Annotated in this window: 18 protein-coding genes; 7 read left to right on the top strand and 11 right to left on the bottom strand. The window is 69.5% G+C overall.

Annotation, left to right across the window (positions count from 1 at the left end):
• Positions 1–49: 49 nt before the first annotated feature.
• From WDU99_RS13290 to guaB, 5 genes are all read right to left on the bottom strand, one after another.
• On the bottom strand, positions 50–1,513 hold the full coding sequence (locus WDU99_RS13290; protein WP_337332937.1) for a pyridoxal phosphate-dependent decarboxylase family protein: 1,464 nt from the start codon (positions 1,511–1,513) through the stop codon (positions 50–52).
• Positions 1,510–2,874, bottom strand: a complete 1,365-nt coding sequence (locus WDU99_RS13295; RefSeq protein ID WP_337332938.1) for an MFS transporter — start codon at positions 2,872–2,874, stop codon at positions 1,510–1,512. Before WDU99_RS13295 ends, WDU99_RS13290 begins: the two co-directional genes overlap by 4 nt.
• Positions 2,875–3,036: 162 nt before the next feature.
• Positions 3,037–3,588, bottom strand: a complete 552-nt coding sequence (locus WDU99_RS13300) for an OsmC family protein (RefSeq protein WP_337332939.1) — start codon at positions 3,586–3,588, stop codon at positions 3,037–3,039.
• Positions 3,589–3,695: 107 nt separating this feature from the next.
• Positions 3,696–3,971: a DUF2277 domain-containing protein gene (locus WDU99_RS13305; RefSeq protein ID WP_337332940.1), complete on the bottom strand. Its 276-nt coding sequence runs from the start codon at positions 3,969–3,971 to the stop codon at positions 3,696–3,698.
• A gap of 86 nt (positions 3,972–4,057) precedes the next feature.
• Positions 4,058–5,560: an IMP dehydrogenase gene (gene guaB, locus WDU99_RS13310; RefSeq protein WP_337332941.1), complete on the bottom strand. Its 1,503-nt coding sequence runs from the start codon at positions 5,558–5,560 to the stop codon at positions 4,058–4,060.
• A gap of 283 nt (positions 5,561–5,843) precedes the next feature.
• Between guaB and WDU99_RS13315 the strand changes: the two genes are divergently transcribed.
• From WDU99_RS13315 to WDU99_RS13330, 4 genes are read left to right on the top strand one after another with little or no spacing between them, the layout of a single operon-like run.
• Positions 5,844–7,181 carry an ABC transporter permease subunit gene (locus WDU99_RS13315; RefSeq protein ID WP_420064015.1) on the top strand — a complete coding sequence of 446 codons (1,338 nt, stop codon included), beginning with the start codon at positions 5,844–5,846 and terminating at the stop codon, positions 7,179–7,181.
• Between the two features lie 3 nt (positions 7,182–7,184).
• Entirely contained in the window at positions 7,185–8,162 is a 978-nt protein-coding gene (locus WDU99_RS13320; RefSeq protein ID WP_337332943.1) for a branched-chain amino acid ABC transporter permease, read from the top strand.
• Positions 8,152–9,114, top strand: a complete 963-nt coding sequence (locus WDU99_RS13325; RefSeq protein ID WP_337332944.1) for an ABC transporter ATP-binding protein — start codon at positions 8,152–8,154, stop codon at positions 9,112–9,114. The genes WDU99_RS13320 and WDU99_RS13325 overlap by 11 nt, the downstream gene beginning before the upstream one ends.
• Positions 9,111–9,890 (top strand): ABC transporter ATP-binding protein, encoded by a 780-nt coding sequence (locus tag WDU99_RS13330; protein ID WP_337332945.1) that lies wholly within the window; start codon positions 9,111–9,113, stop codon positions 9,888–9,890. The genes WDU99_RS13325 and WDU99_RS13330 overlap by 4 nt, the downstream gene beginning before the upstream one ends.
• 172 nt (positions 9,891–10,062) lie before the next feature.
• Here the strand turns inward: WDU99_RS13330 and WDU99_RS13335 are convergent, their stop codons facing one another.
• Positions 10,063–11,316 (bottom strand): ABC transporter substrate-binding protein, encoded by a 1,254-nt coding sequence (locus WDU99_RS13335; RefSeq protein WP_337332946.1) that lies wholly within the window; start codon positions 11,314–11,316, stop codon positions 10,063–10,065.
• A gap of 114 nt (positions 11,317–11,430) precedes the next feature.
• Positions 11,431–12,378, bottom strand: coding sequence for an EamA family transporter RarD (gene rarD / locus WDU99_RS13340; RefSeq protein WP_420064013.1), 948 nt, complete (start codon positions 12,376–12,378; stop codon positions 11,431–11,433).
• A 222-nt stretch (positions 12,379–12,600) separates the two neighbouring features.
• Here rarD and WDU99_RS13345 point away from each other — a divergent pair, with 222 nt between their 5' ends.
• From WDU99_RS13345 to WDU99_RS13355, 3 genes are all read left to right on the top strand, one after another.
• Positions 12,601–14,436 carry an Hsp70 family protein gene (locus WDU99_RS13345; RefSeq protein WP_337332947.1) on the top strand — a complete coding sequence of 612 codons (1,836 nt, stop codon included), beginning with the start codon at positions 12,601–12,603 and terminating at the stop codon, positions 14,434–14,436.
• Between the two features lie 21 nt (positions 14,437–14,457).
• Positions 14,458–16,986 (top strand): LuxR C-terminal-related transcriptional regulator, encoded by a 2,529-nt coding sequence (locus WDU99_RS13350; protein ID WP_337332948.1) that lies wholly within the window; start codon positions 14,458–14,460, stop codon positions 16,984–16,986.
• A 142-nt stretch (positions 16,987–17,128) separates the two neighbouring features.
• Positions 17,129–17,983 carry an IniB N-terminal domain-containing protein gene (locus WDU99_RS13355; protein WP_337332949.1) on the top strand — a complete coding sequence of 285 codons (855 nt, stop codon included), beginning with the start codon at positions 17,129–17,131 and terminating at the stop codon, positions 17,981–17,983.
• 463 nt (positions 17,984–18,446) lie between these two features.
• On the opposite strand, the gene WDU99_RS13360 is transcribed toward WDU99_RS13355, so the two are convergent.
• From WDU99_RS13360 to WDU99_RS13375, 4 genes are all read right to left on the bottom strand, one after another.
• Positions 18,447–20,120 (bottom strand): GTPase, encoded by a 1,674-nt coding sequence (locus WDU99_RS13360; RefSeq protein WP_337332950.1) that lies wholly within the window; start codon positions 20,118–20,120, stop codon positions 18,447–18,449.
• Complete coding sequence (locus WDU99_RS13365; protein ID WP_337332951.1) at positions 20,120–21,994, bottom strand: dynamin family protein; 1,875 nt, start codon at positions 21,992–21,994, stop codon at positions 20,120–20,122. The genes WDU99_RS13360 and WDU99_RS13365 overlap by 1 nt, the downstream gene beginning before the upstream one ends.
• 28 nt (positions 21,995–22,022) lie before the next feature.
• Entirely contained in the window at positions 22,023–22,244 is a 222-nt protein-coding gene (locus WDU99_RS13370) for a hypothetical protein (RefSeq protein WP_337332952.1), read from the bottom strand.
• Between the two features lie 95 nt (positions 22,245–22,339).
• Positions 22,340–23,599 carry a hypothetical protein gene (locus WDU99_RS13375; protein ID WP_337332953.1) on the bottom strand — a complete coding sequence of 420 codons (1,260 nt, stop codon included), beginning with the start codon at positions 23,597–23,599 and terminating at the stop codon, positions 22,340–22,342.
• Positions 23,600–23,723 lie beyond the last annotated feature (124 nt).

The raw sequence follows: 23,723 nt of genomic DNA on the forward strand, positions 1-23,723 counted from the left end.
ATGCCGGGCGCTGTCATCCCGGCATTCGACGCCGCCGGCCGCCCGGGTGTCAGCGCGGGTCCGACAGCCTCGCGAGCAGCTCCGAGAGCAGTGCCTCCGAAACGGGCGCCGGCAGTCGCTCGATCAGCGCCATCAGGGTCGCCAGCGGTGCGTCGGCGTCGACCTTGGCGGCGCCGGCGAGGCGCAGCAGCATCCACGCCGCGCGCGGGCCCGGCACCCGCCCGCCCTCGCCGTAGCCCAGTGCACGCATGGCCGCGGCGAGCGCGCCGGCGTCGGCGGGCGGCACGCCGCGCACCTCATCGGATGCTGCCGCCAGCGCCGCGGTGAACTCGCCGATCCCCTGCTCGAGCGCCGGAGTGAGGGTCAGGTGCGCGCTGTGCGGGATGCGCACGCCGCCTGGCTGGGTGAAGCCGGGCTGATGCTGGATCTTCCAGCCGCGCCCGACGAGGGCATCCGCCAGTCGGTGCGGATCGACGCGATCCGCCGGCGGCACCGTCTCGTCGGCGACGACCGCGATCGCCGGCCCCACCGGGTCGCCGAGCACGACGAGGCCTCGGATGCCCGCGACGGTGCGTCGCACGGCCGTCGCAGTCCTGCGGATCGCGCCGGTCAGCTCGGCGTAGCCGGCATCGCCCAGGTGCTGCGTGATCGCCCAGCCGGCGGCGAGCGGAGACGCCGATCGCGACCCCAGCAGCGTGGGGTTGACCACCGGATATCCCGCCCAGCGCGTGGTCGCGAAGAACTGCGCACGACGACTGCGGCGTCCGTCGCGGCCGCCGTGCAGCAGCACCGAGACGCCCTTGGGCGCGTAGCCGAACTTGTGCAGGTCGGCCGAGATGCTGGTGACCCCGCGCACGCGGAAGTCCCACGCGGGCAGCTTCGGCCACCACGGCAGCACGAACCCGCCGAAGCAGGCGTCGACATGACACGGGATGCCACGATCGGCGGCTGCGGGGGCGACGGCGCCCACCGGGTCGAGCAGACCCGTCGGGTACGCCGGGGCCGAGACGACCACCAGCGCCACATCATCATCGAGGCGGGCGATGATGTCGGCGGGGTCGAGGGTGCCGTCGGGAGCGCACGGCACCGGGTCGTAGTCCAGGTCGAACAGCAGCGCCGCCTTCTGGAACGCGGCGTGCGCTGTGGCTGGCGCCACCAGGCGCGGGCGCCCCTCGTGCCCGTGCCGTGCCCGCCACAGCTCGCGCGCGGCCTTCACCGCGAGCAGACAGCTCTCGGTGCCCCCGCTGGTGACCGAACCGACCACGGATCGCCCGCCGTGCAGCATCCGACGGGCGAAGCCGATCACTTCACGCTCCATCGCGGCGATCGACGGGAAGACGGTCGGGTCGAGTCCGTTCAGCGGGCGCGCGAGGCGCGCCGCGGCGTCCGCGAGCTCGTCGAGCTCGTCGAGACCCGAGTCGTACACGTACGACAGCACACGGCCGCCGTGGGTCGGCGCGTCGGCGGCACGCAGCTCGCGCAGCCGGTCGAGAACGTCACCGGCCCGTCTCATGCCGACGTCCCGACGATGTCGTGCTCGCGCAGCCGGTAGCGGGCCAGCACGATCAGGCTGAGCAGCATCAGCGCGGCGGGCAGCAGGCTGAACGCCACCGCGATGCCGGTCACGGCCGCGTCGGGCTGCGCCACCTCGACCTCGGCGGTCGTCTCGATGTACCCGGTGATGGCCAGCACGATCGACAGCACCGTGGCGCCCAGCGCCATGCCGGTCGTCTCACCCGCCGTCCACACCCCGCCGAACACGCCCGAGCGTGCGGCACCGCCCGCCCCCTGCCGTTCCTGCACCGTGCGGTCATGGGCGATCACGTCGGGCAGCATGGCCATCGGCAGCGTCTGCATGCCGGCGTAAGCGGCACCCGCGAGTGCCACCGGCGCGAGGATCCACCAGCCGGGCAGCCACACCATCGCGGTGAGCGCCAGCGTCGCCACCACGAAGATCGTGCTGGCGAGCCGGAACCCGCGCTCCTTGCCGATCCGGTCGGCGATCGCCTTCCAGACCGGGGCCATCAGCAGCGCCGGGGCGATCAGCGACGCGAACAGCGGCGTCACCGCCCCCTCGTCTCCCAGCACCCAGCGCGCGACGAACTGCGCGGCGGCGAGCATCAGTCCGGTGGCCAGCCCCTGCAGCATGAAGGTGGCCAGCAGCGTGCGGAACGGCTGACTCTCGCGCAGCACGGCGATGCCGTCGCGATAGTGTCTCCCGATCGACACGCCCGCACGCACCGGCAGCAGCGGACGCTGCGGGGCGACCGTCGACCCGATGTACAGGCCGATGCCGAGCACGACGGCGGCGACGACGGCCATCGCCAGGTATCCCACCAGCGGATCGTCGAACATGCCGCGGATCTCGGGCCCACCCGCTCCGAACAGCAGGATCGCGACGGTGAGCACGACCACTCGCCACGTCAGCAGCCGGGTGCGCTCGCGGTAGTCATCGGTGAGCTCGGCCGGAAGGGCGATGTAGGGCACCTGGAACAGGCTGAAGCAGGTGGCCGCCAGCATGAACGCGATCAGCACCCAGATCGCCGACGCGACCGCACCGAACTGCGCCGGTACGGCGAAGGTCAGCACGAAGGCGATCGGCAGTCCGATGGCGCCGATGCGCATCAGTCCGCGACGGGTGCCCGTGCGCGCGAGGGCGTTGTCGCTGAGTCCGCCGATGACCGGGTCGATGATGACGTCCCAGACCTTGGCGGCGGTCACGATGGCGCCGGCGGCGAGAGCTGTCACGCCGAGCGAGTCGGTGAGATAGTAGACGAGCACCAGGCCGGGCAGGGTGGCGAAGCCGCCGGTGCCCAGCGATCCCATGGCGTATCGGGTGACCTGGCCGCGGGTCACGTTCGACGCTGAATCCATGGGCTCACTCTATCGGCGGGCCCTCCCTCGGCCCGGCCCCGGCCCCGCGCCGGCCCCGGCGGAACGGAACGGATGCAGGGAGAAAATACACCTGCAGGGCGACACGCCGCAGAATCCACCTGCAAGCGTTCAATCTCCCTGCAAACGTTCCCCGAAGCGGTGTCAGGCGAGGCTGCCCGTGACCGGCACCCGGTTCGCGAACAGGTCGAGCACGGGGCAGTGCTCCTCGACGACAGCGCGCAGGCTGTCGTACTCCTCGGCCGTGTTCGGCCCGGTGATGTCGACCCGCACCCGCACGTCGTGGAACCCCGCGCGACCCGACTCGTCGATGCCGAACAGCTTGCGCACGTCGATGTCGCCCTCGGCAGTGATCTCGATGTCGTCGATCGTCAGTCCCAGCGCCTGGGCGTAGAGGCGGAACACGACCACCTGACACGAGATCAGCGAGCCGAGCGCGTATTCGACGGGGCTCGCGGCGGCGTCGTCTCCGGCGAGGGCCGCGGGCTCATCCACGAGGAAGCGGTGCTTGCCCGAGCGGATCTCGGTGCCGACCGAGCCGATCCCGCGTCCCGTGACGCGGTAGGTGAGCTCGGCGTTGGCGGCGTCGCGGGCGATGCGATCGCGCCAGGTCGCACCCGCCTCGGCGAGGCGCTGCGCGCGCTCGTCGGCGGTGACATCGGCGATGACGGGAAGCTGGTCGTTGAGAAGAGTCATGCGGCGACCGTAGCGGGATGCCCGATGCCGGGCGACGCCCATCGTCATGCCCCGCAATGCAGCGTCATCGGCCGCAATGTTCGCGGCCTGGCGCTGCGGCTGCGACCTCAGGCTGCGTAGCGGCCGGAGGCGATCGCCTTGGCCCGCGCCTTCGCCGCTTCCTCCTCACGGTTCTTCGGCGGTCTGGTCGCCACCAGGTCGTTCAGCAGGTGCTGGGTGGCGTGTGCGATCTCGGCGACAGCCCGATCGAACGCCTCCTGATTCGCCTTGGACGGCTTCGTCGTCCCGGCGATCTTGCGCACGTACTGCAAGGCCGCCGCCTGCACCTCATCGGTGGTCGCGGCGGGCTCGAAATTGTGGAGAGTGTGGATGCTGCGGCACATACCGGAACGCTACGCCGGGCATCCGACGTGCGAAAGGGGCGGATGCTGATCAGCATCCGCCCCTCCGGAGATCTCGCGGTCTCGACTTATCTCTTGTAGTTCGGCGCCTCGACCACGATCTGCACGTCGTGCGGGTGCGACTCCTTGAGCCCCGCGGCGGTGATGCGCACGAACTTGCCGCGCGCCTTGAGCTCCTCGATGGTGCGCGCGCCGACGTAGAACATCGACTGACGCAGTCCGCCGACCAGCTGATAGGCGACAGCCGAGACCGGCCCGCGGTAGGGCACCTGGCCTTCGATGCCCTCGGGGATGAGCTTGTCGTCGCTGGGCACGTCGGCCTGGAAGTAGCGGTCCTTCGAGTACGAGGTCTGCTTGCCCCGGGTCTGCATCGCGCCCAGCGATCCCATGCCGCGGTACTGCTTGAACTGCTTGCCCGACTGGAAGACGATCTCACCCGGCGACTCGTCGGTGCCGGCGAGCAGCGAGCCGAGCATGACGGCGTCCGCACCCGCGACCAGCGCCTTGGCGATGTCACCCGAGTACTGCAGCCCGCCATCGGCGATCACCGGAACGCCGGCGGGTGCGGCGGCGAGCGATGCCTCGTACACGGCCGTCACCTGCGGCACACCGACACCAGCGACCACGCGGGTGGTGCAGATCGAGCCGGGGCCCACGCCCACCTTGACGGCGTCGACACCGGCATCCACCAGCGCCTGCGCGCCCTCGCGGGTCGCGACGTTGCCGCCGATGACGTCGATGTGCGCGAACGACTGGTCGGCCTTCAGTCGCTTGACCAGATCGATCACGCCCTGCGACTGGCCGTTGGCGGTGTCGACGACGAGCACGTCCACGCCCGCGTCGCGCAGCGCCTCGGCGCGCTCCCACGCGTCGCCGAAGAAGCCGATCGCAGCACCGACGCGCAGGCGACCCTGGTCGTCCTTCGTGGCGAGCGGGTACTTCTCGCTCTTGTCGAAGTCCTTGATGGTGATGAGCCCGGCGAGCTTGCCGGCGTCGTCGATCAGCGGCAGCTTCTCGACGCGGTGCTTCGCGAACAGCGCGATGACGTCGCCGGCGGCCACGCCGACCTTGGCAGTGACGAGGTTCTCGCTCGTCATGACGTCCTTGACCTTCGTGGTGCGGCGCTCCTGGCCGGTGACGAAGCGCATGTCGCGGTTGGTGATGATGCCGACCAGGTGGCCCGCGTCGTCGACCACGGGCAGGCCCGAGATGCGGTACTTGGCACACAGCGCGTCGACCTCTTCGACGGTCGCGTCCGGGTTGGTGGTGATGGGGTCGGTGATCATGCCCGACTCGCTGCGCTTGACCCGGTCGACGTCGGCGGCCTGGTCGGCGATCGAGAGGTTGCGGTGCAGGATGCCGATGCCGCCCTCACGCGCCATCGCGATGGCCATGCGGGCCTCGGTGACGGTGTCCATCGCGCTGGAGAGCAGCGGGGTGGCGACCGAGATGCGGCGCGTGATCCGGGACGACGTGTCGGCGTCGCTGGGGATCACGTCGGTGTGCCCCGGCAGCAGCAGGACGTCGTCGTAGGTGAGTCCGACGAAACCGAACGGATCGTGCTGCTGCATGGAACCTGCTCCTCTGCGCCGTGACGGCGCCGTGTCGTGGCGAGCGCGCAGTGGCGGATGCGCGCAGGCGGAGCGGGACGGCCCGACTCCGTCGTGTTATCGATTCTAAACGCGAGAAGCCTGCAGTTATTCCGTGAGCCGACCCGCCCGCGGTTTCGATCCGGCCACGGATGATGCGATTTCCGCCCGGCGCAGGTTACGCTCAGTGCGACGTCCATGACCGAACGGCTGCCCGATGCCGTTCGCGGGCACTCGATGTGGAGGATGCGTGGGACTCAGATCAATGGCGCTTCGGCGTCCCCGAAACGGGCTGATCGCGCTGTTGACAGCGCTGGTGGCCGCCTTTCTGGTGCTCGGTGTACCCGCCGGCGCCGCTCTGGCCGAGACGACCGACGACGGCCAGGAGGTGACCGACTTCTACTTCGCGGGGAACATCACCTTCGAGGGCGAGCCGATCCCCGGTGTCGGAGTATCGGTCGAAGGCCACGGCTTCGAAGGCGAGACCGAGACGGACGCCGACGGCAAATGGCGGCTGTACGTTCCCGAGAAGGAGAAGTTCACCCTCTCGATCGATGAGGACTCGCTGCCCGACGGCGTGATCGTCGACCCCGAGCAGCTGCCGGAGGGCGTCGCGCCGGTCGACGGCACCAGCGGCTCGTTCGAGGCGGAGTTCGGGCTCACCGGCACCAAGATCATCAACCTCTTCCTGGGTGAGGGCGAACGGGTCACCGTCTCATTCGTCGACCAGCTGATCTCGCGCACCGTGGGCGGCATCAACTTCGGCCTGCTGCTGGGACTCGCCGCGATGGGAGCCGCCCTGATCTACGGCACCACCCGGCTGTCGAACTTCGCGCACGGCGAGATGGTGACGTGGGGCGGCGTGGTCGCGGTGCTGGTCACCTCGTTCTGGCAGCTGCCGCTGTGGCTCGGTCTGATCGCGGCGGTGATCGCCGGCGGTGCGCTCGGATGGGCGATGGATGCCGGTCTCTGGCGCCCCCTTCGGCGACGGGGTCTGGGCATCGTGCAGCTGATGATCGTCAGCATCGGCCTCTCGCTCGCCCTGCGCTACGCGATGCAGTACATGATCGGCGGCGGCACCCATCAGCTGGCGGGCGCGAGCCCGACACCCATGCAGCTGGGCCCGATATCGCTGTCGTACATCGACCTGATCGGCATGACGATCAGCATCGTGGTGATCCTCGGCATGGCCTACTTCCTCACCCGCACGCGCGTCGGCAAGGCGACCAGGGCGATCTCCGACAACCCGCAGCTCGCGGCGGCGTCGGGCATCGACGTCGACAAGGTGGTGCGCATCGTGTGGATCCTCGCCGGATCGCTGGCGGCGCTCTCGGGCATCCTCTGGACGTACTTCCGGCCGGGCGTGAAGTGGGACATGGGCATGCAGATGCTGCTGCTGATCTTCTGCGCGATCACGCTCGGCGGCCTCGGATCGGCGATCGGCGCACTGATCGGCTCGATCATCGTCGGCATCGCCGTGGAGGTGTCGACGCTGCTGGGCGTGCCCTCCGACCTCAAGTACGCCTCCGCTCTCGTGGCGCTGATCGTGATTCTCCTCGTCCGACCGCAAGGTCTGCTCGGGCGCAAGGAAAGGCTGGGCTGACCCATGGACTTCGGATCGATCTTCGGCAACACCGCGGCCTACCTGTTCAGCCCTGTCACCATCGCCTACGCCCTCGCCGCGACCGGCCTGGCCGTGCATTTCGGCTACGCCGGCCTGCTCAACTTCGGTATGGCGGCCTTCATGGCCATCGGCGCCTACGGGTACGCCATCCCGATCCTCATCTTCGGTATGCCGTGGTGGGTGGGCATGCTCATCGGATTGGCCGGCGGCGCCCTGTTCGCCCTGCTGCTGGGCATCCCGACGCTCCGCCTGCGCGCCGACTACCTCGCCATCGCGACGATCGCGACGGCCGAGGTGGTGCGCCTGCTGTTCCTCACGCAGCTGTTCGAGGACGTCACCGGAGCGGCCGGTGGCCGCACGGGCTACCACACCAGCTTCCGCGACGCGAACCCGTTCCCGCCGGGGACGTACGGCTTCGGTCCGTGGACGTACAACGCCACCGAGCTGTGGGACCGCGTGTTCGGCCTGATCCTGCTGGCGATCGCGATCCTGCTGGTGTGGGCGCTGATGCGCAGCCCGTGGGGACGCGTGCTCAAGGGCATCCGCGAAGACGAGGATGCCGTGCGCTCGCTGGGCAAGAACGTGTTCTCGTACAAGATGCAGGCGCTCGTCATCGGCGGCGTGATGGGCGCCGCGGGCGGCATCGTGTTCGTGCTGCCCTCGGCGGTCGTGCCCGGCAGCTACTCGACGTCGCTGACGTTCTTCCTGTGGACCGTGCTGCTGCTCGGTGGCGCGGCGACCGTGCTCGGCCCGACGCTCGGCGCCGTGCTGTTCTGGGTGCTGTTCGCCTTCCTCGGCAACCTGCTGCCGCAGATGGCCGCCGCCGGATACCTGCCGATGTCGACGTCGCAGGCCGAGGTGGTTCGCTGGATCCTCGCCGGTGTGGCACTGATGCTGATCGTGATCTACCGCCCGCAAGGCATCCTCGGAGACAAGAGGGAGATGACCTTTGTCAAGTGAGCAGCAGTCCCCCCAGAAGCGTCAGAAGTCGACGGGCCTCGCGCAGGGACCGGCCGAGCCCGGTGTCGCGAAGGTCGATCCGATCCTCGTCGCCGACGGCGTCGAGCGGCACTTCGGCGGTCTGACCGCCGTCAACGTCGAGCACCTCGAGATCCCCCGCGGTGCGATCACCGCGCTGATCGGCCCGAACGGTGCCGGCAAGACGACCCTGTTCAACCTGCTGTGCGGCTTCGACAAGCCCAACAGCGGCACGTGGCAGTTCAACGGCAAGAACCTCGCGGGCGTCCCCTCGTTCAAGGTCGCGCGGATGGGACAGGTGCGCACGTTCCAGCTCACCAAAGCGCTGTCGCTGCTGACCGTGCTCGAGAACATGAAGCTCGGATCGCCCGAGCAGCCCGGTGAGAAGTTCTGGGTGAGCCTGTTCCCCGGTCTGTGGCGCAAGAAGGAAGCCGAGATCGAGCAGAAGGCGCGCGAGCTGCTGACGCTGTTCAAGCTCGACGCCAAGGAGAAGGACTTCGCCGCGTCGCTGTCCGGAGGTCAGCGCAAGCTGCTCGAGATGGCGAGGGCGCTGATGAGCGACCCGCAGCTGGTGATGCTCGACGAGCCGATGGCCGGCGTCAACCCCGCGCTGACGCAGTCGCTGCTCGATCACATCCTGGGCCTGAAGGACCGCGGCATGACGGTGCTGTTCGTCGAGCACGACATGCACATGGTGCGCCACATCGCCGACTGGGTGGTCGTGATGGCCGAGGGTCGCGTGGTCGCCGAGGGTCCGCCCGAGACGGTCATGGAGGACCAGGCGGTCGTCGACGCGTATCTCGGCGCCCATCAGGACGTCGACCTCGGCGAGGTCACCGGACGCATCTCGGTCGTGTCCGATGCGGCCGCGACGCGCGTGCGCGAGAAGATCGAGGCGGAAGCCGAGGCGGAGCTCGAGGAGGAGCAGAAATGACGGATGCTGCGAACGAGGCCCCCTCGACGGGTCCCACCCCTGACGATCGTCGCGTCGTCGTCGAGCTGACCGACGTGCACGCCGGGTACCTGCCGGGCGTCAACATCCTCAACGGCGCGAACCTCGTCGCCCGCGAGGGTGAGCTGATCGGCATCATCGGGCCGAACGGCGCGGGCAAGTCGACCCTGCTGAAGTCGATCTTCGGCATGGTGCAGGTGCGCGACGGCGAGATCACCGTCGACGGGTCGAGCATCCTGGGGCTGAAGGCCGACAAGCTCGTCGCGAGGGGCGTCGGCTTCGTGCCGCAGACGAACAATGTCTTCCCGTCGCTGACGATCGCCGAGAACCTGCAGATGGGGCTGTATCAGAACCCGAAGATCTACAAGGAGCGTCTCGAGTTCGTCACCGGGATCTTCGCCGAGCTGGGCACCCGCTTGAACCAGCGTGCCGGCTCGCTGTCGGGCGGTGAGCGCCAGATGGTGGCGATGTCCCGGGCGCTGATGATGGATCCCTCTGTGCTGCTGCTCGATGAGCCCTCGGCGGGTCTGTCACCGGTCCGTCAGGACGACGCGTTCATCCGCGTCTCCGACATCAACAAGGCCGGAGTGACGACCATCATGGTCGAGCAGAACGCGCGGCGCTGCCTGCAGATCTGTGATCGCGGCTACGTGCTCGACCAGGGGCGCGACGCCTACGAGGGCACCGGCCGTGAGCTGCTCGAGGATCCCAAGGTGATCGGCCTGTACCTCGGCACGCTCGGCCAGGACGCCGCCTGACCCCGTCCGACAGCGTCGCTTTCCCGAGAGACCACTTCCCGCGTGAGAAACCACGCCGGAGGTGGTTTTTCGTGCGGAAGGTGGTTTCTCACCGGGAGCGGATGCTGGGGAGCAGGCCAGGGCATGCGAACGGGGCCCGGATGCTGACGCATCCGGGCCCCGTTCTCATGTCTTACTTGATGCGGGTGTGGGTGTTGCCCTCACCGTACTCGTAGACGCCGATCGCAGCGCCCTTCGGGTCGTTGTTCTCATCGAACGTGACCGAGCCCGACAGACCCTCGTAGTCGGCGGTGCCGCCGTCGTTGATGATCGCGGCGCAGTCGGCGAACGTCGAGCACTGCTCGCCCTCACCCTCGCCACCGGAGACCTCGCGCATCTTGCCCGCGATGTCCTCGCCCTCGACCGACTGGGCGGCCAGCGCGGCCAGCGCGATCAGGATCGTGGCGTCGTAGGCCTCGGCCGAGTAGGTCACGGCGTCGATCGGGTCGTTGCCCTGGGCGGTCCAGACCTCGTTGAGCTGGTCGATGAAGTCACCGGGCAGCTCGGCTCCGGCGCGGGTGCCCTTCGAACCGGTCAGGTCGACGGGCAGGTCGGGCCAGTCCTTCAGGTTGCCGTCGACCAGGTACAGCTTGCCGGTGTCGACGCCCGCGTTTCCGAGCAGCGGTGCGATGGTGGCGAACTGGTCGTACGAGACGATCGCGACGGCGTCGGGGTTGGCCGCGGCGACCGCCTCGACCTGCGCGTTGAACTGACCGTCACCCTGGTTGTACGACTCCTGGGCGACGACCTCACCGCCGGCCGCCTCGAACGTCGCGCCGATGGCGTCGGCCAGGCCGGTGCCGTACGGGTCGTTCTGGTAGATGATGCCGAGCGACGTTCCGCCGTCCTCGGCGATCTGGTTGCCGAGCACCTCGCCCTGCAGGTTGTCGCTGGGGGCGGTGCGGAAGTACATCGGGCTGATGCCGGTGAAGTCCGCGGAGGTGTTCGACGGCGAGACGGTGACGATGCCCGCGCCGACGTTGCCGTCGAGGATGAGCTTCGAGACGCTCGACGACGCGGCGCCGACCATGGCGGTGATGCCCTCGCTCTGCAGCTTGGACACCGACGTCTCGTAGGCCTTGTTGTCGAGGTCGCCTTCGTCACCGGTCGAGAGCTCGACCGTGACGCCGGCGTCGGCCTCGTTGATCTGCGCGACGGCGAGCTGCACGCCGGATTCCATCGGAGCCCCGAGGAACGCGAGCGTGCCGGTCGACGGCAGCAGCGAGCCGAGCTTGAGCGTCAGATCGACGGCGGCCGGCTTGTCGGCGCCGTCATCGGGCTCTTCGGCGGGTGTGCTGCTGCAGCCGGAGATGATGAGTGCGGACGCGCTGACCATCGCAGCGGCCGCGAAGATCCTCGCGGTGCGCGAGCCCTTCATTGCGTTCATGTTGCTCCCTTGCGTAACTGAACGTGGATAACCACTTTCGGGTGCCTCTTACCCTATGTGGTCGGATGCCCTAACGGACGGCGCTTCTGTCTCGGTCACTTAACGATCCGCGTGTCACGCCGGCGGGGCCGGCTGCTGACGCCGTCCGCGGCGTCGCTGCAGCAGCAGGTCGACGATGAACACGACGATCGCCAGCCACACCAGCACGAAGCCGATCCAGCGCTCGAGCGGCATGGGCTCGCCCAGCAGCGCCCATCCGACCAGGAACTGCAGCACCGGGGTGATGAACTGGAACATCCCCACAAGGCTCAGGTCGATCCGTCTCGTGCCGGCGGCGAACAGCAGCAGCGGCACGGCGGTGGCGATGCCCGCGCCGGCGACCAGTGCGGTGTGCAGCGGCGAGACACCCCCGAACGTGATGCCGGTGGTCTGGCCGACGACGATCAGCATGACCACCGCGATCGGGATCAGCCAGAACGATTCCAGCGTGAGGCCGCTGACAGCATCCACCGCCGCGCCGACGCGCTTCTTCACCAGGCCGTACAGGCCGAACGACAGCGTCAGCGTGACAGCGATCCAGGGGAAGTCGCCGTACGCGGCGATGATGACGACGACCGCGATCGTCGCGATGCCGATCGCGACCGTCTGCAGTCGTGTGATGCGCTCCCGCAACACGACGACACCCAACAGGACGGTGAATATCGGGTTGATGAAATACCCCAGACTGGTCTCGATGACCCGATCACTGAGGGTCCCGATGACGAAGGCCTGCCAGTTGACGTAGATGAGCACGCCGGCCAGCGCCGACCATCCGAGCAGCGCAGGACGGCGCATGATCGCCCACAGCGACGACCAGCCCCGCGTCAGCGTGAGCAGCACGAGACAGAACACGAACGACAGCAGGACGCGCCACGCCACGACCTCCCACGGTCCCATCGGCGCGAGCACGACGAAGTACAGCGGCAGCACGCCCCACAGCAGGTAGGCGCCGATCGTGAACGCGATGCCGGAACGGGATGGGGCCGTCGTCGCACGCGCCGTCGTCGAGAGGTCGGATGTCACTGCAGCACCTTACTGCGTTCCACGCGTGCCAGGTGGCTACCCGCGTAGATTGCTCTTCCGCTGGGCGGGGGAAAGGCTTATAGTGGGCGGCATCCAAGAGTTGGATGACTGGGGAATTCGGCGGAAGTGATGGGCGAGTCGGAATACGTACTCGCGCTCGACGTAGGCACGACCAGTGTGACGACGGTCTTTGCCAACGCTGCTGCGCGTGGAGGATTGCAGGTGGTGCCGCTCGCGGTGGGGCGCGAGCGGGCAGACATCCCGGTGCAGGCTTATGTCACCGATGACGGTGACGTGATGTTCGGCGCGGAGGCGGTGGAGCGCGGGCTGGAGCGGCCCGAGCGGGTGGTGCGGGACTTCACCCGATCGGTGGGCGATGCTGTGCCCATCGTCGCGGGCGGATACGCCGTGAGCGCCGATGAGCTGGTGGCGCGCCTTGCGCTGTGGATCGTGTCGACCGTCGCCGCAGAGCGCGGCCGTGGGCCCGGCGCGATCGCGATCGCGCACCCGACGGCCTGGGCGGGGCATCGGATGGATGCCCTCAGCCGGCGACTTCGTGAGGTCGGCCTCCCCGATGTCGTGCTGGTGCCGGCGGCCGTCGTCGCGGTCGAGCAGTTCGCCACCGACGACGCGCGCGGACATCGCGTGGGCGTGTACGACCTCGGCGGCAGCACGTTCGAGGCGAGCGTGCTGCGTGGTCTCGAAGTGCTGGGTGAGCCGCAGGTGCAGCAGGTCGGCGGAATCGACGTCGACGAGGCGCTGATGCGTCATGTGCTCGCCCTGGCCGGCTCGGTGGAGGCGATCGCCGAGAGCACGCCGGCCGAGCTGCGCGCAACGCGCCGTTCGGTGACGACCGCCAAGGAGGCGCTGTCGTTCAGCACCGGCGCGCCGGTGCCGGTCACTCTCGCGGGCGCATCGTCCAGTGTTCGCGTGAACCGCTCCGAACTCGACGCGATGGCGCGTCCGACGATCGCCGCGACGATCGAGACCCTGGAGCAGGCGATGGATGCCGCGGGCTTTGCCGCATCCGATCTGCACGAACTGATCCTCATCGGCGGATCGGCGCGCATCCCGCTGATCGCCCAGGTGCTCTCCGAGCGACTCGATCTGGCTCTCACGGTGCCCGAGAACCCGCAGTACGCCGCCGCGATCGGCGCCGCGCACGCGGCGTGGGCTCGCCGCTCGCGGACCGCGACGCCCGTGCTGTCGACATCGACCGAGATCGCCGCGCGTCCCGAGCCGCAGCCGGCGGCGCTCGCTCTGCGGCCGGTGACGGCCCGACTGCGCATGCCGTACGGCGCTGCCGCGCTCGTCGCCGGCGCGGCGATCGTCGCGGCCGGCATCGTGTTCGCGTCCACGACGCCTCTGGGCGGTGGGACGGATGCCGCCAAGGGCGCCTCGCCCGGTGACCCCTCCGCTGGTCCGGGCACGCTGTCACTGCTGCGCTCGGCCTCGGGCTACTCGGTGCACCAGGCCGCCGCTGAGAAGGCGGACGATACCCCTGACTGGTCCGACAACGACTCCGACGACGTGCCGCGGCGTGACAGGGATCGCCGCGATGATGATCGCTCATCGGCATCCGACACCCCCAGCGACCCGCCCTCGCCGCCCGGTCGAGGCGGACCGAGGGCCACGGCCCCCGATTCGGGCGACAGTGGCGGTGGCAGCACCAGCAAACCCGTGGCGCAGCCCGTCTCCGAGCCGGTCGGCGGACCCCAGGTCGAGAACCCCGACCCGACGCCGACGCCGACGCCGGATCCCACCCCGGACCCGACGCCGACCACCGACCCGACGCCGGATCCCACCCCGGACCCGACGCCGACCACCGACCCGACGACGGATCCCACCCCGGATCCCACGCCGACCACCGATCCGACGCCCGGACCCACGGCCGAACCCGCCGATCCGACTCCGGAACCGACGCCGGAACCGACGACCGCGCCCTCCCCCGAGCCCGAGCCGTCCTCCGATCCGACGCCGACGACCCCGCCGGCCTCTCCAGATCCCCAGCCGTCGCCGACGTCGACGGAACCTCCCGCCGGCGATCCGGCACCCTGACCTGAGGCGGCCCCCGACGCCATGACAATCACCTCCGCTGCACTTGACGAGCGCTCCGCCACCGGCGGCCCGCTCACCTGGGAGCGCCAGCTGCGCCCCGCGCTCGACGCGATCAACCACAGCACCCCCAGAGTCGCTCTGGTCGGCACCGCCGGATCGGGCAAGTCAACCGGCCTGCGCCACCTGCACGACCTGTTCCTGGAGGACTCGCGCGAGGCCCTGTTCTGCCACGACGCGGCCGAAGCGCTCGGTGATGTGCCTCCCGACCACGTGCTGCTCGTCGACGATCTGCATCTGCTTTCGGAGGCGCAGCTGATGCAGCTCGGCGAGCGCGCCGAAGACCCCACGGCGGCGCTCATCATCGCGCGTCGTCCCTGGCCGGCCGTGCCGGCTGTGCGCGACATCGCGCGACGCCTCGAGCAGCACGTGCCCGCGGTCGTGCTCGGTCATGTGTCGCGATCGGATGTGCTCGATCACCTCGACGCCCTCGAGCTGACGATGGCCGATGACTGTGTGGAGCACATCCTTCGGGTGACGCTGGGGATGTCGTGGCTGGTCGCCGCGGCCGTGCAGCACCACGACCCGCGAGACTGCGGATTCGACGGCACGCACGCAGAGCTCGACCGTTCGCTCGCGGAGTTGATCGTGCACCGACTCGACTCCGCCGATGACGATCTGCGGCGCATGGTGGAGCAGGTCTGCGTGACAGACGCCGGTCAGGCCGGCCCGCCCACGGGCTCGAGCGACGATGACTGGGTGCTGCAGGGGTACGCACAGGGACTGCTGCTGCGCAGCGGCGACACGGCTCCCCTGGTGCGCATGGCGGTGCGCGAGGCACTGCCGACCCGGCGTCTGATCGACCTGTGGACGCTGTTCCCCGAGGCGCTCGAGCACCGGGAGGGGCTGCGCGCCGTGCGCGACGCGCGAGTCGCCGATGCCCTCATGGCCGGCGGTGATCGGATGCTGCCGACGCAGCCCGCCCTGGCCGGCGAGCTCTACGACGCCTCGGTGCAGAGCGGCGCCGACCCGCATGACCTCTCGGCACGCCGCGCGCACGCCGCATGGTCTGCCGGAGACCTCGATCACGCGTCGTCGTTCGTCGACGATGCGCTGCGCACGGCATCGGCCACCGCGCTCTCGTCGATGTCCACCGTGTCGGCGGCGATCTGGTCGGCGCGGGGCATGATGACCAGGGCGCACGAGGTGTACCGCCTGGCTCCCCCGCAGGACGACACGGCACGCACGAACGCCGCGGTCGCCGCGATCGGCGTCGGCGACCGGGTGGACGAAGCCGACCATGCCGAACCCGCCCTGCCGTCGGCCGCCGGCGTCGCGATGGAGCTGCTGCGCACCGGCCTGCGGCACACGACGGCATCCGATGGCGAGGACGAGGCGCTGTCCACGCTGGTGCGGTCCGCCGAGCTGTACTCCAGTGCGCAGCGCACTGACGCGCTGGTCGAGCTGCCCGCGGTCGTCGCGGCGATCGCCGCGCTGAATCTGGGTCGGCTCGCCACCGCGCAGACCGTGCTCGACGACGCGGTCGCCCGCGATCACGGCGGCCCGTGGGCTCGTCCGCGCCTGCTGCTGTGGAGCGCGTGGGTGGCGGTGCAGCGTGCGCAGCCCGCCGACGCGCGGGAGCTTCTCGACCGCGCGCTGGCGGCATCGGCCGCGCAGCCCACGCCGCGGGATGTCTTCCTGCAGCACGCCGTGCGGGTCGCGATCGCCCGCCGCTACGACGATGCATCCGGTCTGGAAGCCGCATGGCTCGAGGCCCGCGGCGTGCTGCTGCGCGTCGACGTCGACCTGTACCTGCTGCATCCGCTCGCCGAGCTGATCAGCGCCGCGGCGCGCGTCGGCGACGCCACGCGCATCGAGGCGCACGTGACGCGCGCACTGCGGATCGTCGAGGATCTCGGCGACGCGCCGACCTGGTCGGCGCACGTGCACTGGGCTGGTGTCCAGCAGGGCATCCTGCTGAACGCTCCGGAGCGGCTGGCTCCGCATGCCAAGGCGCTCGTCGCTGCTTCCGCGCGCAGCCGCGTCGCCGCCCGCATGGCGAAGGCCGGGCGGGTGTGGACCGATGTGCTCGCGGGCACCGTCGACGCGGATGCCGTCGTGAGCGCTGCCGAAGGACTTGCCGAGATCGGACTGATCTGGGATGCCGCGCGGCTGGCCGGCCACGGCGCAGCCCGCAGCGGCGACCGCCGGGTGTCAGCACAGCTGCTGGCGTGCGCCCGCGAACTGCATCCGAAGGACGGTACGCGTCGCCCCGCTGCGGCAGCCGGCGACGACGCCGAGAGCGCGACGCAGGCACCGGCCGAGCAGGTGCTCAGCGAACGCGAGATCGAGGTCGCGCGCCTGGTCGTGCAGGGCAAGACCTACGCCGAGATCGGCGAATCGATATTCATCTCACCGCGCACGGCCGAGCACCACATCGCGCACATCCGGCGCCGGCTGGGCGCCGGATCACGGTCCGAACTGCTGGCCAGACTGCGTCAGCTTCTGGGCGACGGCGGAGTCGGCGCGGGGTCTTCGGACGAACCCCCGTGAACCCCCTATTCGGTATCGGGCAAACCCCCGATGCCGTGAGCGCGCTGCCGCGCATACGATCCAAGCACATGCGTCACCGGCTGCTGAGGGGCACTGAGCCGGGCGAAGAGAGTTCGAAGAAGTTTGAAGGGGGACAACGGAGATGACTTCACCAGTCGAAACCATTGCGGACGCTCTGATCGCGTTCATTCTCAGCCTGCTGCGGGACCCGAACGCCGCCGAGAGTTTCGCCGCGCAGCCGAGCGCGACTCTGGCCAACAACGGACTGCAGGATGTCTGCATGGCCGATGTGGCCGCGGTGCGTCCTGTCATCATCGACAACCCCCGCGTGGTCCATCACGACACTCCTCCGCCGCCTCCCCCGCCCGGTCCGGACGATGGCGACAACACCGAGACCGTCCGCGAGATCGTGCGCATGGTGCAGCAGTTCACCACGGTCGATGCGCGCTCGACCATCGTCGACCAGTCGGTGAACCAGAACATCTGGACCGAGGGCGGCGACGTCACGCAGGTGTTCGATCAAGAGGCGAACGTCGCCTCGGGCGACGACTCGATCGCCGCCGGCGACGATGTCTCGGTGGTCGACTCCGACCTCGACGTCACGGTGGGAGACGTCTCGATCGGCAACGAGACCAACGACGGCAGCTTCAACCAGACCGGCACGGTGCCGGACGACGACGCCGAAGCGGCTCCGGAAGGCGCGGTCGCCGACGGTGCGGCCGATGCCGCGTCCGACGAGCCTGCCGAACAGACCACACCCGACGACGCCGAGGCTCAGGGCGCGTCGGTTCAGGACGCGGTCGACACGGCCGTGGATGCGGCGGGCGCCGCGGCACAGCAGCCGGCGGCACCTCCCCCGCCCCCGGCCGATGTGCCGGAGCCGGCGGATCTGCTGGAAGGCGATATGACCTCCGGCGGAGGCGACAGCTACGATGCCGACGCATCGAACGCCGCGCTCGAGGATGTGCCGGTCGATATCCCCGTTGAGGATGACTGACACTCCGCGCACGCCCCACCCGGCGCCCCTTACCTCGTCCCAGGAGGGGGGCGCCGGGTCGGCAGCGCCGTACGGGTCTCGTGAGCTGCCGGCTCGTCCGACGCTGGCGAGCCCCAATCTGCCGCCGGTCATGGTGAAGGCGACGCCACCGTTCTCGATCCGGCTCAGCCTGTTCCTCTGGATCGTCAGCTTCGCCGTCGGCGCGTTCACCGCGGTGTACATGTTCGTGATCCGCAAGGATCTGCTTCCCGAGATCGTCGAGGTCGCCAAGACCGTGACCGCCGGGCGTCAGGAGGCGACCTACGAGTCGGCGGCGGACATCGTCTTCTGGGTGGTGTTCGGGCTGATCGTGGCGTTGCTGTTCACACAGATCACGCTGCTGGTGTCGTTCATGGGGCGCCGCCCGCACATCCGGTGGTGGCAGCTGCTCACACTCGGGCTGCAGGCTCTGCTGGTGCTGCTGTCACCGGAGTGGGTGGCGCTCGGTGCGCAGGGGGAACCACTGCAGCCGCTTCTTGCGGCGCAGGCCGCCCTGGTTCTGCTTGCCCTGCTCAGCAGCGTCCTCCCCGGCGCCATCGCCTGGTCCGCCCGGCGCTTCGATGTGCGGCGCGGGCCGCAGGGAACGGGCCAGCCCGACCTCTGACGCGATCGCCGCGAGGCTGCGCAGCACCGCCTCGTACACGTCCGCCGTCTGCCGCTCGATCATCGGCGACGCCGCGAGTGCGCGCCAGCGATCGATCTCGGTCGACGCCCGCCCGGCGATGTCGGCGCTGGTCGCGTCCGCGGCGAGGCCGAGCCGATCGGATGCTGCGATGCCGGCCGCCCCGAGGATGCGAGCCGCGTCGGTGGCCTCGGATTCGTCGAGCGGCAGCCCACTCGATCGAGCCTGCGCCAGCAGGGAGAGTTCGCGCAGCATGTGCGCCGATACGGTGAAGCGCTCGATGCCGGCACGGATGCGCTCTGTGCCGGCTCGCGGTGCCCGACGCAGCAGCGCCTGCAGCTGGAGCACCACGCCACGGGCCTTCAGCGTCTCGGCGCGCGGGTGGAACTGCGTCTGCACGAACTGCTGCAGTTCGATCATGCCGCTCTGCTGCACGAGGGCATCCGACAGCTCGGACGAGCTGCTCACCCCACCGCGGATGATCGCGGTCGCCAGACGAACACCGAAGATCCCGAACCGGCCCAGCAGGTCCTGACGCACGGCGACGCTCAGTCCGGTGGCGTCGCTCGCACGCGTGAAACGGTCGGCCGAGACGAGCAGCCGCTCGCGCTCGGTTCGCTCGAGACCGGCGAGCTCGCGGAACGCGATGTACTCGCTCTCGCGCAGCGTGCGGGCTCCCTCGGCGAGCAGACCGGCGACCGGCACCACCCCGAGGGCGAGTGCCGACAGGTTGCCGTCGCGCTCGTACCGCCCCGCCACGCGCCGGGCGCTGAGCAGCGAGTCGATGCGCCCCGAGCCGATCTCGTCGGTGCGCGAGAGCACGGCCACCGCGGCGACGCTCTGCGCGGCCCCGGCGGCGGTGTCGCGGAACGCCTCGAGGAACTTCACGTCGGAGCCGTGCAGGTGGCGCATCAGGTACACCACGGCGTCGGCCGCCGACGGCGAGTCCTCGGGCGTGAGGAAGCGCGCGGTGCGGGCGGAGGTCTCCCCCGACAGCGAGGCGATGCCGGGGGTGTCGATGAGGATCAGCGACTCGAGACCGTCGAGTGGCCATCCCACGTCGATCCATTCGATCTCCTCGGCGGTGCGCCCACCGAGGTCGAAGACCAGCAGCCCGTGCTCACGTCGGATGGGCATCCGCTCGGTGCCGCCGTCGCGCAGGTGCATGGTGATCGTCGGCGTGGCGGAGTAGCGGTACCAGGTGACGATGCGAGTGCACTCCGCGGTGTCGGTGGCGGCGATCCGCTCGCCCAGCAGCGCGTTCATCAGCGTCGACTTGCCGGCCTTGACCATGCCGGCCAGGGCGAGCCGCAGCGGCTCGTGCAATCGCACCTCGAGCTGGTCGATCAAGGCTGTGGCCTCGCGATCGCCTGCGTACACCGAGCGGGCTGTGCGCAGCAGATCCTCGGTGTCGGCGATCAGCGCGCTCTGCGGCGCATCGTCGATGACCGAGGCGAACGGTGCCGTCGGCGTCATCATCGCCCTGCCTTCGCCGCGATCCCGGCCATCGGCTTCGCGCCGGCGCGCAGTGGCTCGGGGGCGGCCGGCAGGGCGGGGATCGCCTTGCGCACGGCCTCGAGCTCGGCGATGCGCGCGCGCAGCGCGACCACGCGCTGGTCGCGGGTCGCGGTGTATCCGGATGCCGCCTGCTTGGCGCGCTGCAGGGCATCCGCCAGCGAGCTGTGCAGCTCCTCGGCGAGCGATCCGAAGTGGTCGCGGGTCGCGCGCTGCACCAGCCGCAGCCGGTCCTTCAGCTGCTTGCCGACCTGGAAGGTGACTTCGTCGATGTAGCGCCGCACGATGGTCTTGGCCTCCTGCTGGCGGCGCGAGAGCCGGTTGCCCATGTCCTCGCGGTAGGCACGGCGGCCCACGAGCACACCGGCGAGCAGTGAGAGCGGGTTGATCAGGGCCATGCCGATCAGTCCCGTGGCCAGTCCCACCATCAGCACGCCGCCGTACGAGCCGCGCACGCCGATGTACATCTTCTCGGCGGCGCTGAGCTGCCCGGTGTCGATGCCGGCGATGTCGTCGACGGGGTCGAGCACGCCGTGCGTGTCGGAGACGTCGTGGATGGGGATGTCGGACTCGTCCTGGCTGAACAGCTCGGCGACCTCTTCTGCCAGCCAGCGCGATCGCTCGTCGGTCCAGACGAAGGTCTCCGAGACGGCCGCGGTCACGCGCTGGTCGAGCCATTCGCGGATCTGGTCCCAGATCGGTCCTGGATCACCCTCGTCGATGGCGCGCTCGGCCTCGCGCTGCACCTTGCGCAGCCGGTCACGCACGTCATGCTCCATGTCGGCGACCAGGTCGGCGATGCCGTCGGTGAGGGTGACCTGCCAGCGAGCGGAGCGCCCGCGGAACTCGTCGGCCTTCGCCTTCGCATTCTCGAGCTCGGCGATCATCCGAGGGGTGTCTTCGGGGTTGATCAGCGCGTTCAGCTCGGCGCGCAGCGAGACCTCGAGCTGATCGACGACCGAGATGAGCTCGTGCACGGCGCTGCGCTCGTGGATCACCTCGGCGCGGCCCAGCACCTCCCGGCGCAGATGCGCCACGAGCGCGGGGAAACCCGACTCGTCGTTGAGCGTGCGATCCTGCAGCTCGGCCGCCAGCAGGCGCAGATCGCTCGACACCGAGAAGATGGGCACGTCGTCGTGTCCGGCGAGGTGCCCGCGGTCGATCTGCTCGATGCGCCGCCACTCCGGGTAGAGGTCGGTCTTGGCCAGCACGGCCGCGACGTTCGGCGAGATCCGCATCGCGTGCTGAAGGAACTGCACCTCTGGCTCGGTGTACTCCTGTGAGGCATCCGAGACCAGCAGCACGGCATGCGCGGTCGAGAGGGCCGCAAGGGTTGCGAGCGAATTCGATGACTCCAGTCCGCCGACGCCCGGCGAGTCGACGAGCTTCAGTCCGCCGCGCAGGATCTCGCGTGGCAGCAGCACCTCGGCCGAGAGGATGCCGCGCTCGTTGCCGGGGTTGCCGCGCTCGGAGACGTACTCGACGAGGGAATCGAGCGGGATCTCGCGCCGCGCGGGTTCGGGATTCTGCTCGGTCGGGCGGTCGATCACCCAGGCCGATGGCTTTTCGGCGTATCCGACGACGGTCGGCACGCTGGTCGCGACGTCATCGTCGACCGGGCAAGCGGGAGCGTTCACCAGTGCGTTGATGAGTTTGCTCTTGCCCTGCTTGAACTCCCCGACGACGATCACGCGCACCGACGGATCCGCCAGCCGTTCACGGGTGTTGGCGAGCCGTGCGGCGAGGTCTTTGCGTCCTGCGGACGCGGCGAGATCGCCGACGTCGTGGATGACGTCGACGATCCTGTCATCGGTGTTGATGCGTCTTTCCGGCACGGGTCCCCCTCTGGCGCGCGGATGCGGTTCAGCCGAGCAGATCGGCGTCGGATGCGTCACCGCCCTGGTCGACGACGCCGATGGCGTCGTCGCCCCAGAGCAGGTCGGCATCTCCCCAGTCCGACTCGTCGATGCCGGCGAGTTCCTGGCTGAACGAATCGGTCGAGAGCGGGTCGAACAGTGCGCCGTCTCCCCAGACGGTCTCCGGCATGTCGTCATCGGCCCAGGGGCCGGTGTGTTCCTCAGACATGGCTCTCGCTCCGGATCAGGTGATTCAGGATTCTAGTGGTGTGCCCGGCCGTCCACCAGAGGGGACGGCCGGGCAGGTAGATCGTCTTCTGTGCGTCAGAAGACGTCGAACTCGTTCGCGTCAGCACCCGGGCTGAGCACGTTGGAGTTGTCGACGTCGACATCGACGTCGGTGTCGACGGCGTTGTCCTGGAACGAGTCGTTGACGCTCCAGTTGTCGGAGTTGTCGGTCATCGAGTTGTCCTGGAACGAGTCGTTGATCCGCCAGTTGTCGGAGAAGTCGTCGTTGAAGGAGTCGGTGTTCCACGTGTTCCCGATCGAGATGTCGCCGAGGTCGATGTCGGTGTCGATGTTGCGCACATCGACGTCGCCGCCGGCCGCGATCGAGTTGTCACCCGAGGCGATGTTGCTGCTCTGGCCGAAGTACTGACCGACGTTGCCGCCGCTCGCACTGCCGCCCATCGCACCCGTGTCGCCGGTGGATCCGCCGTTGGCGTTGCCGCCGAACGCACCCGAGCCTGCACCGCCGCCGTCTCCGGCCGCGCCACCTGCGCCGGCTGCACCGCCGGGGCCGTCGCCACCGTCGCCACCGTCGCCACCGTTGCCGCCGCCGAGGCCGGCTCCGAGGCCGCCGTCGCCGCCGTCACCGCCGGCACCGTCGCCGCCGTCCCCACTGGCGCCGCCCGATCCGGTGCTGCCGCCGGCCGCTCCGGCGAATGCCGGGCCGCCCCAACCGCCGTCAGCGTCGCCGCCGACCGCGATCGCCGCTCCACCGCTGCCGGAGGAGGTCGAGATGTTCTGGCTGACCGACTGGTCGTTGATCGTGGTGCGCGCGTCGAGGTTCAGGTCGAGACGGCCCATGCCGCCCATGCCCGTCATCGTGCTGCCACCGCCGGCGAGACCGATGTTGATGTCGCCCACACCGGTGTCGTACTGCCGGATGCCGGTGTTGACCGAGTGGTCGTACAGCGTCTGGTTGCCCGAGTCGTTCACCGAGTTGTCCTGGAACGAGTCGTTCACCTGGAACGAGTCGTTGATGGACTCGTCGTCGTTGAACGAGTCGTCGTTGTTCGACAGCATGTCCGAGTTGTCGGAGTTGTCCGAGTTGTCGCTGTTGTCCGAGTTGTCGGTCGTGGAGTTGTCCGAGTTGTCGTTGAACGAGTCGTCGGTGTCGTTGTTCGACAGCAGGTCGTTGTCGCTGTTGTCCGAGTTGTCGTTGCCCGAGTCGCTGACGTCGTTGTTCGAGAGCAGGTCGTTGTTCGAGTTGGTGTCCGAGTAGTCGTTGCCCGAGTCATCGACGTCGAGGCCCAGGTTCCACTGTGCACCGAGAACGTTGAGGTTGTCTTCCGCAGCCATGATTGATTCCCCTTCATCGTGAGTGCCGATTGGCGCTTGTCATAGAGTCTGCGACTCGGCGAAGGCTGCGGCATCGGGGGTCACCCCGAGGGTTGTCGGGGGCGCCCGGGGGATCTATAGGGGG

It is taken from the genome of Microbacterium bandirmense (assembly GCF_037204185.1).
In the GTDB taxonomy this organism is placed as follows: domain Bacteria; phylum Actinomycetota; class Actinomycetes; order Actinomycetales; family Microbacteriaceae; genus Microbacterium; species Microbacterium bandirmense.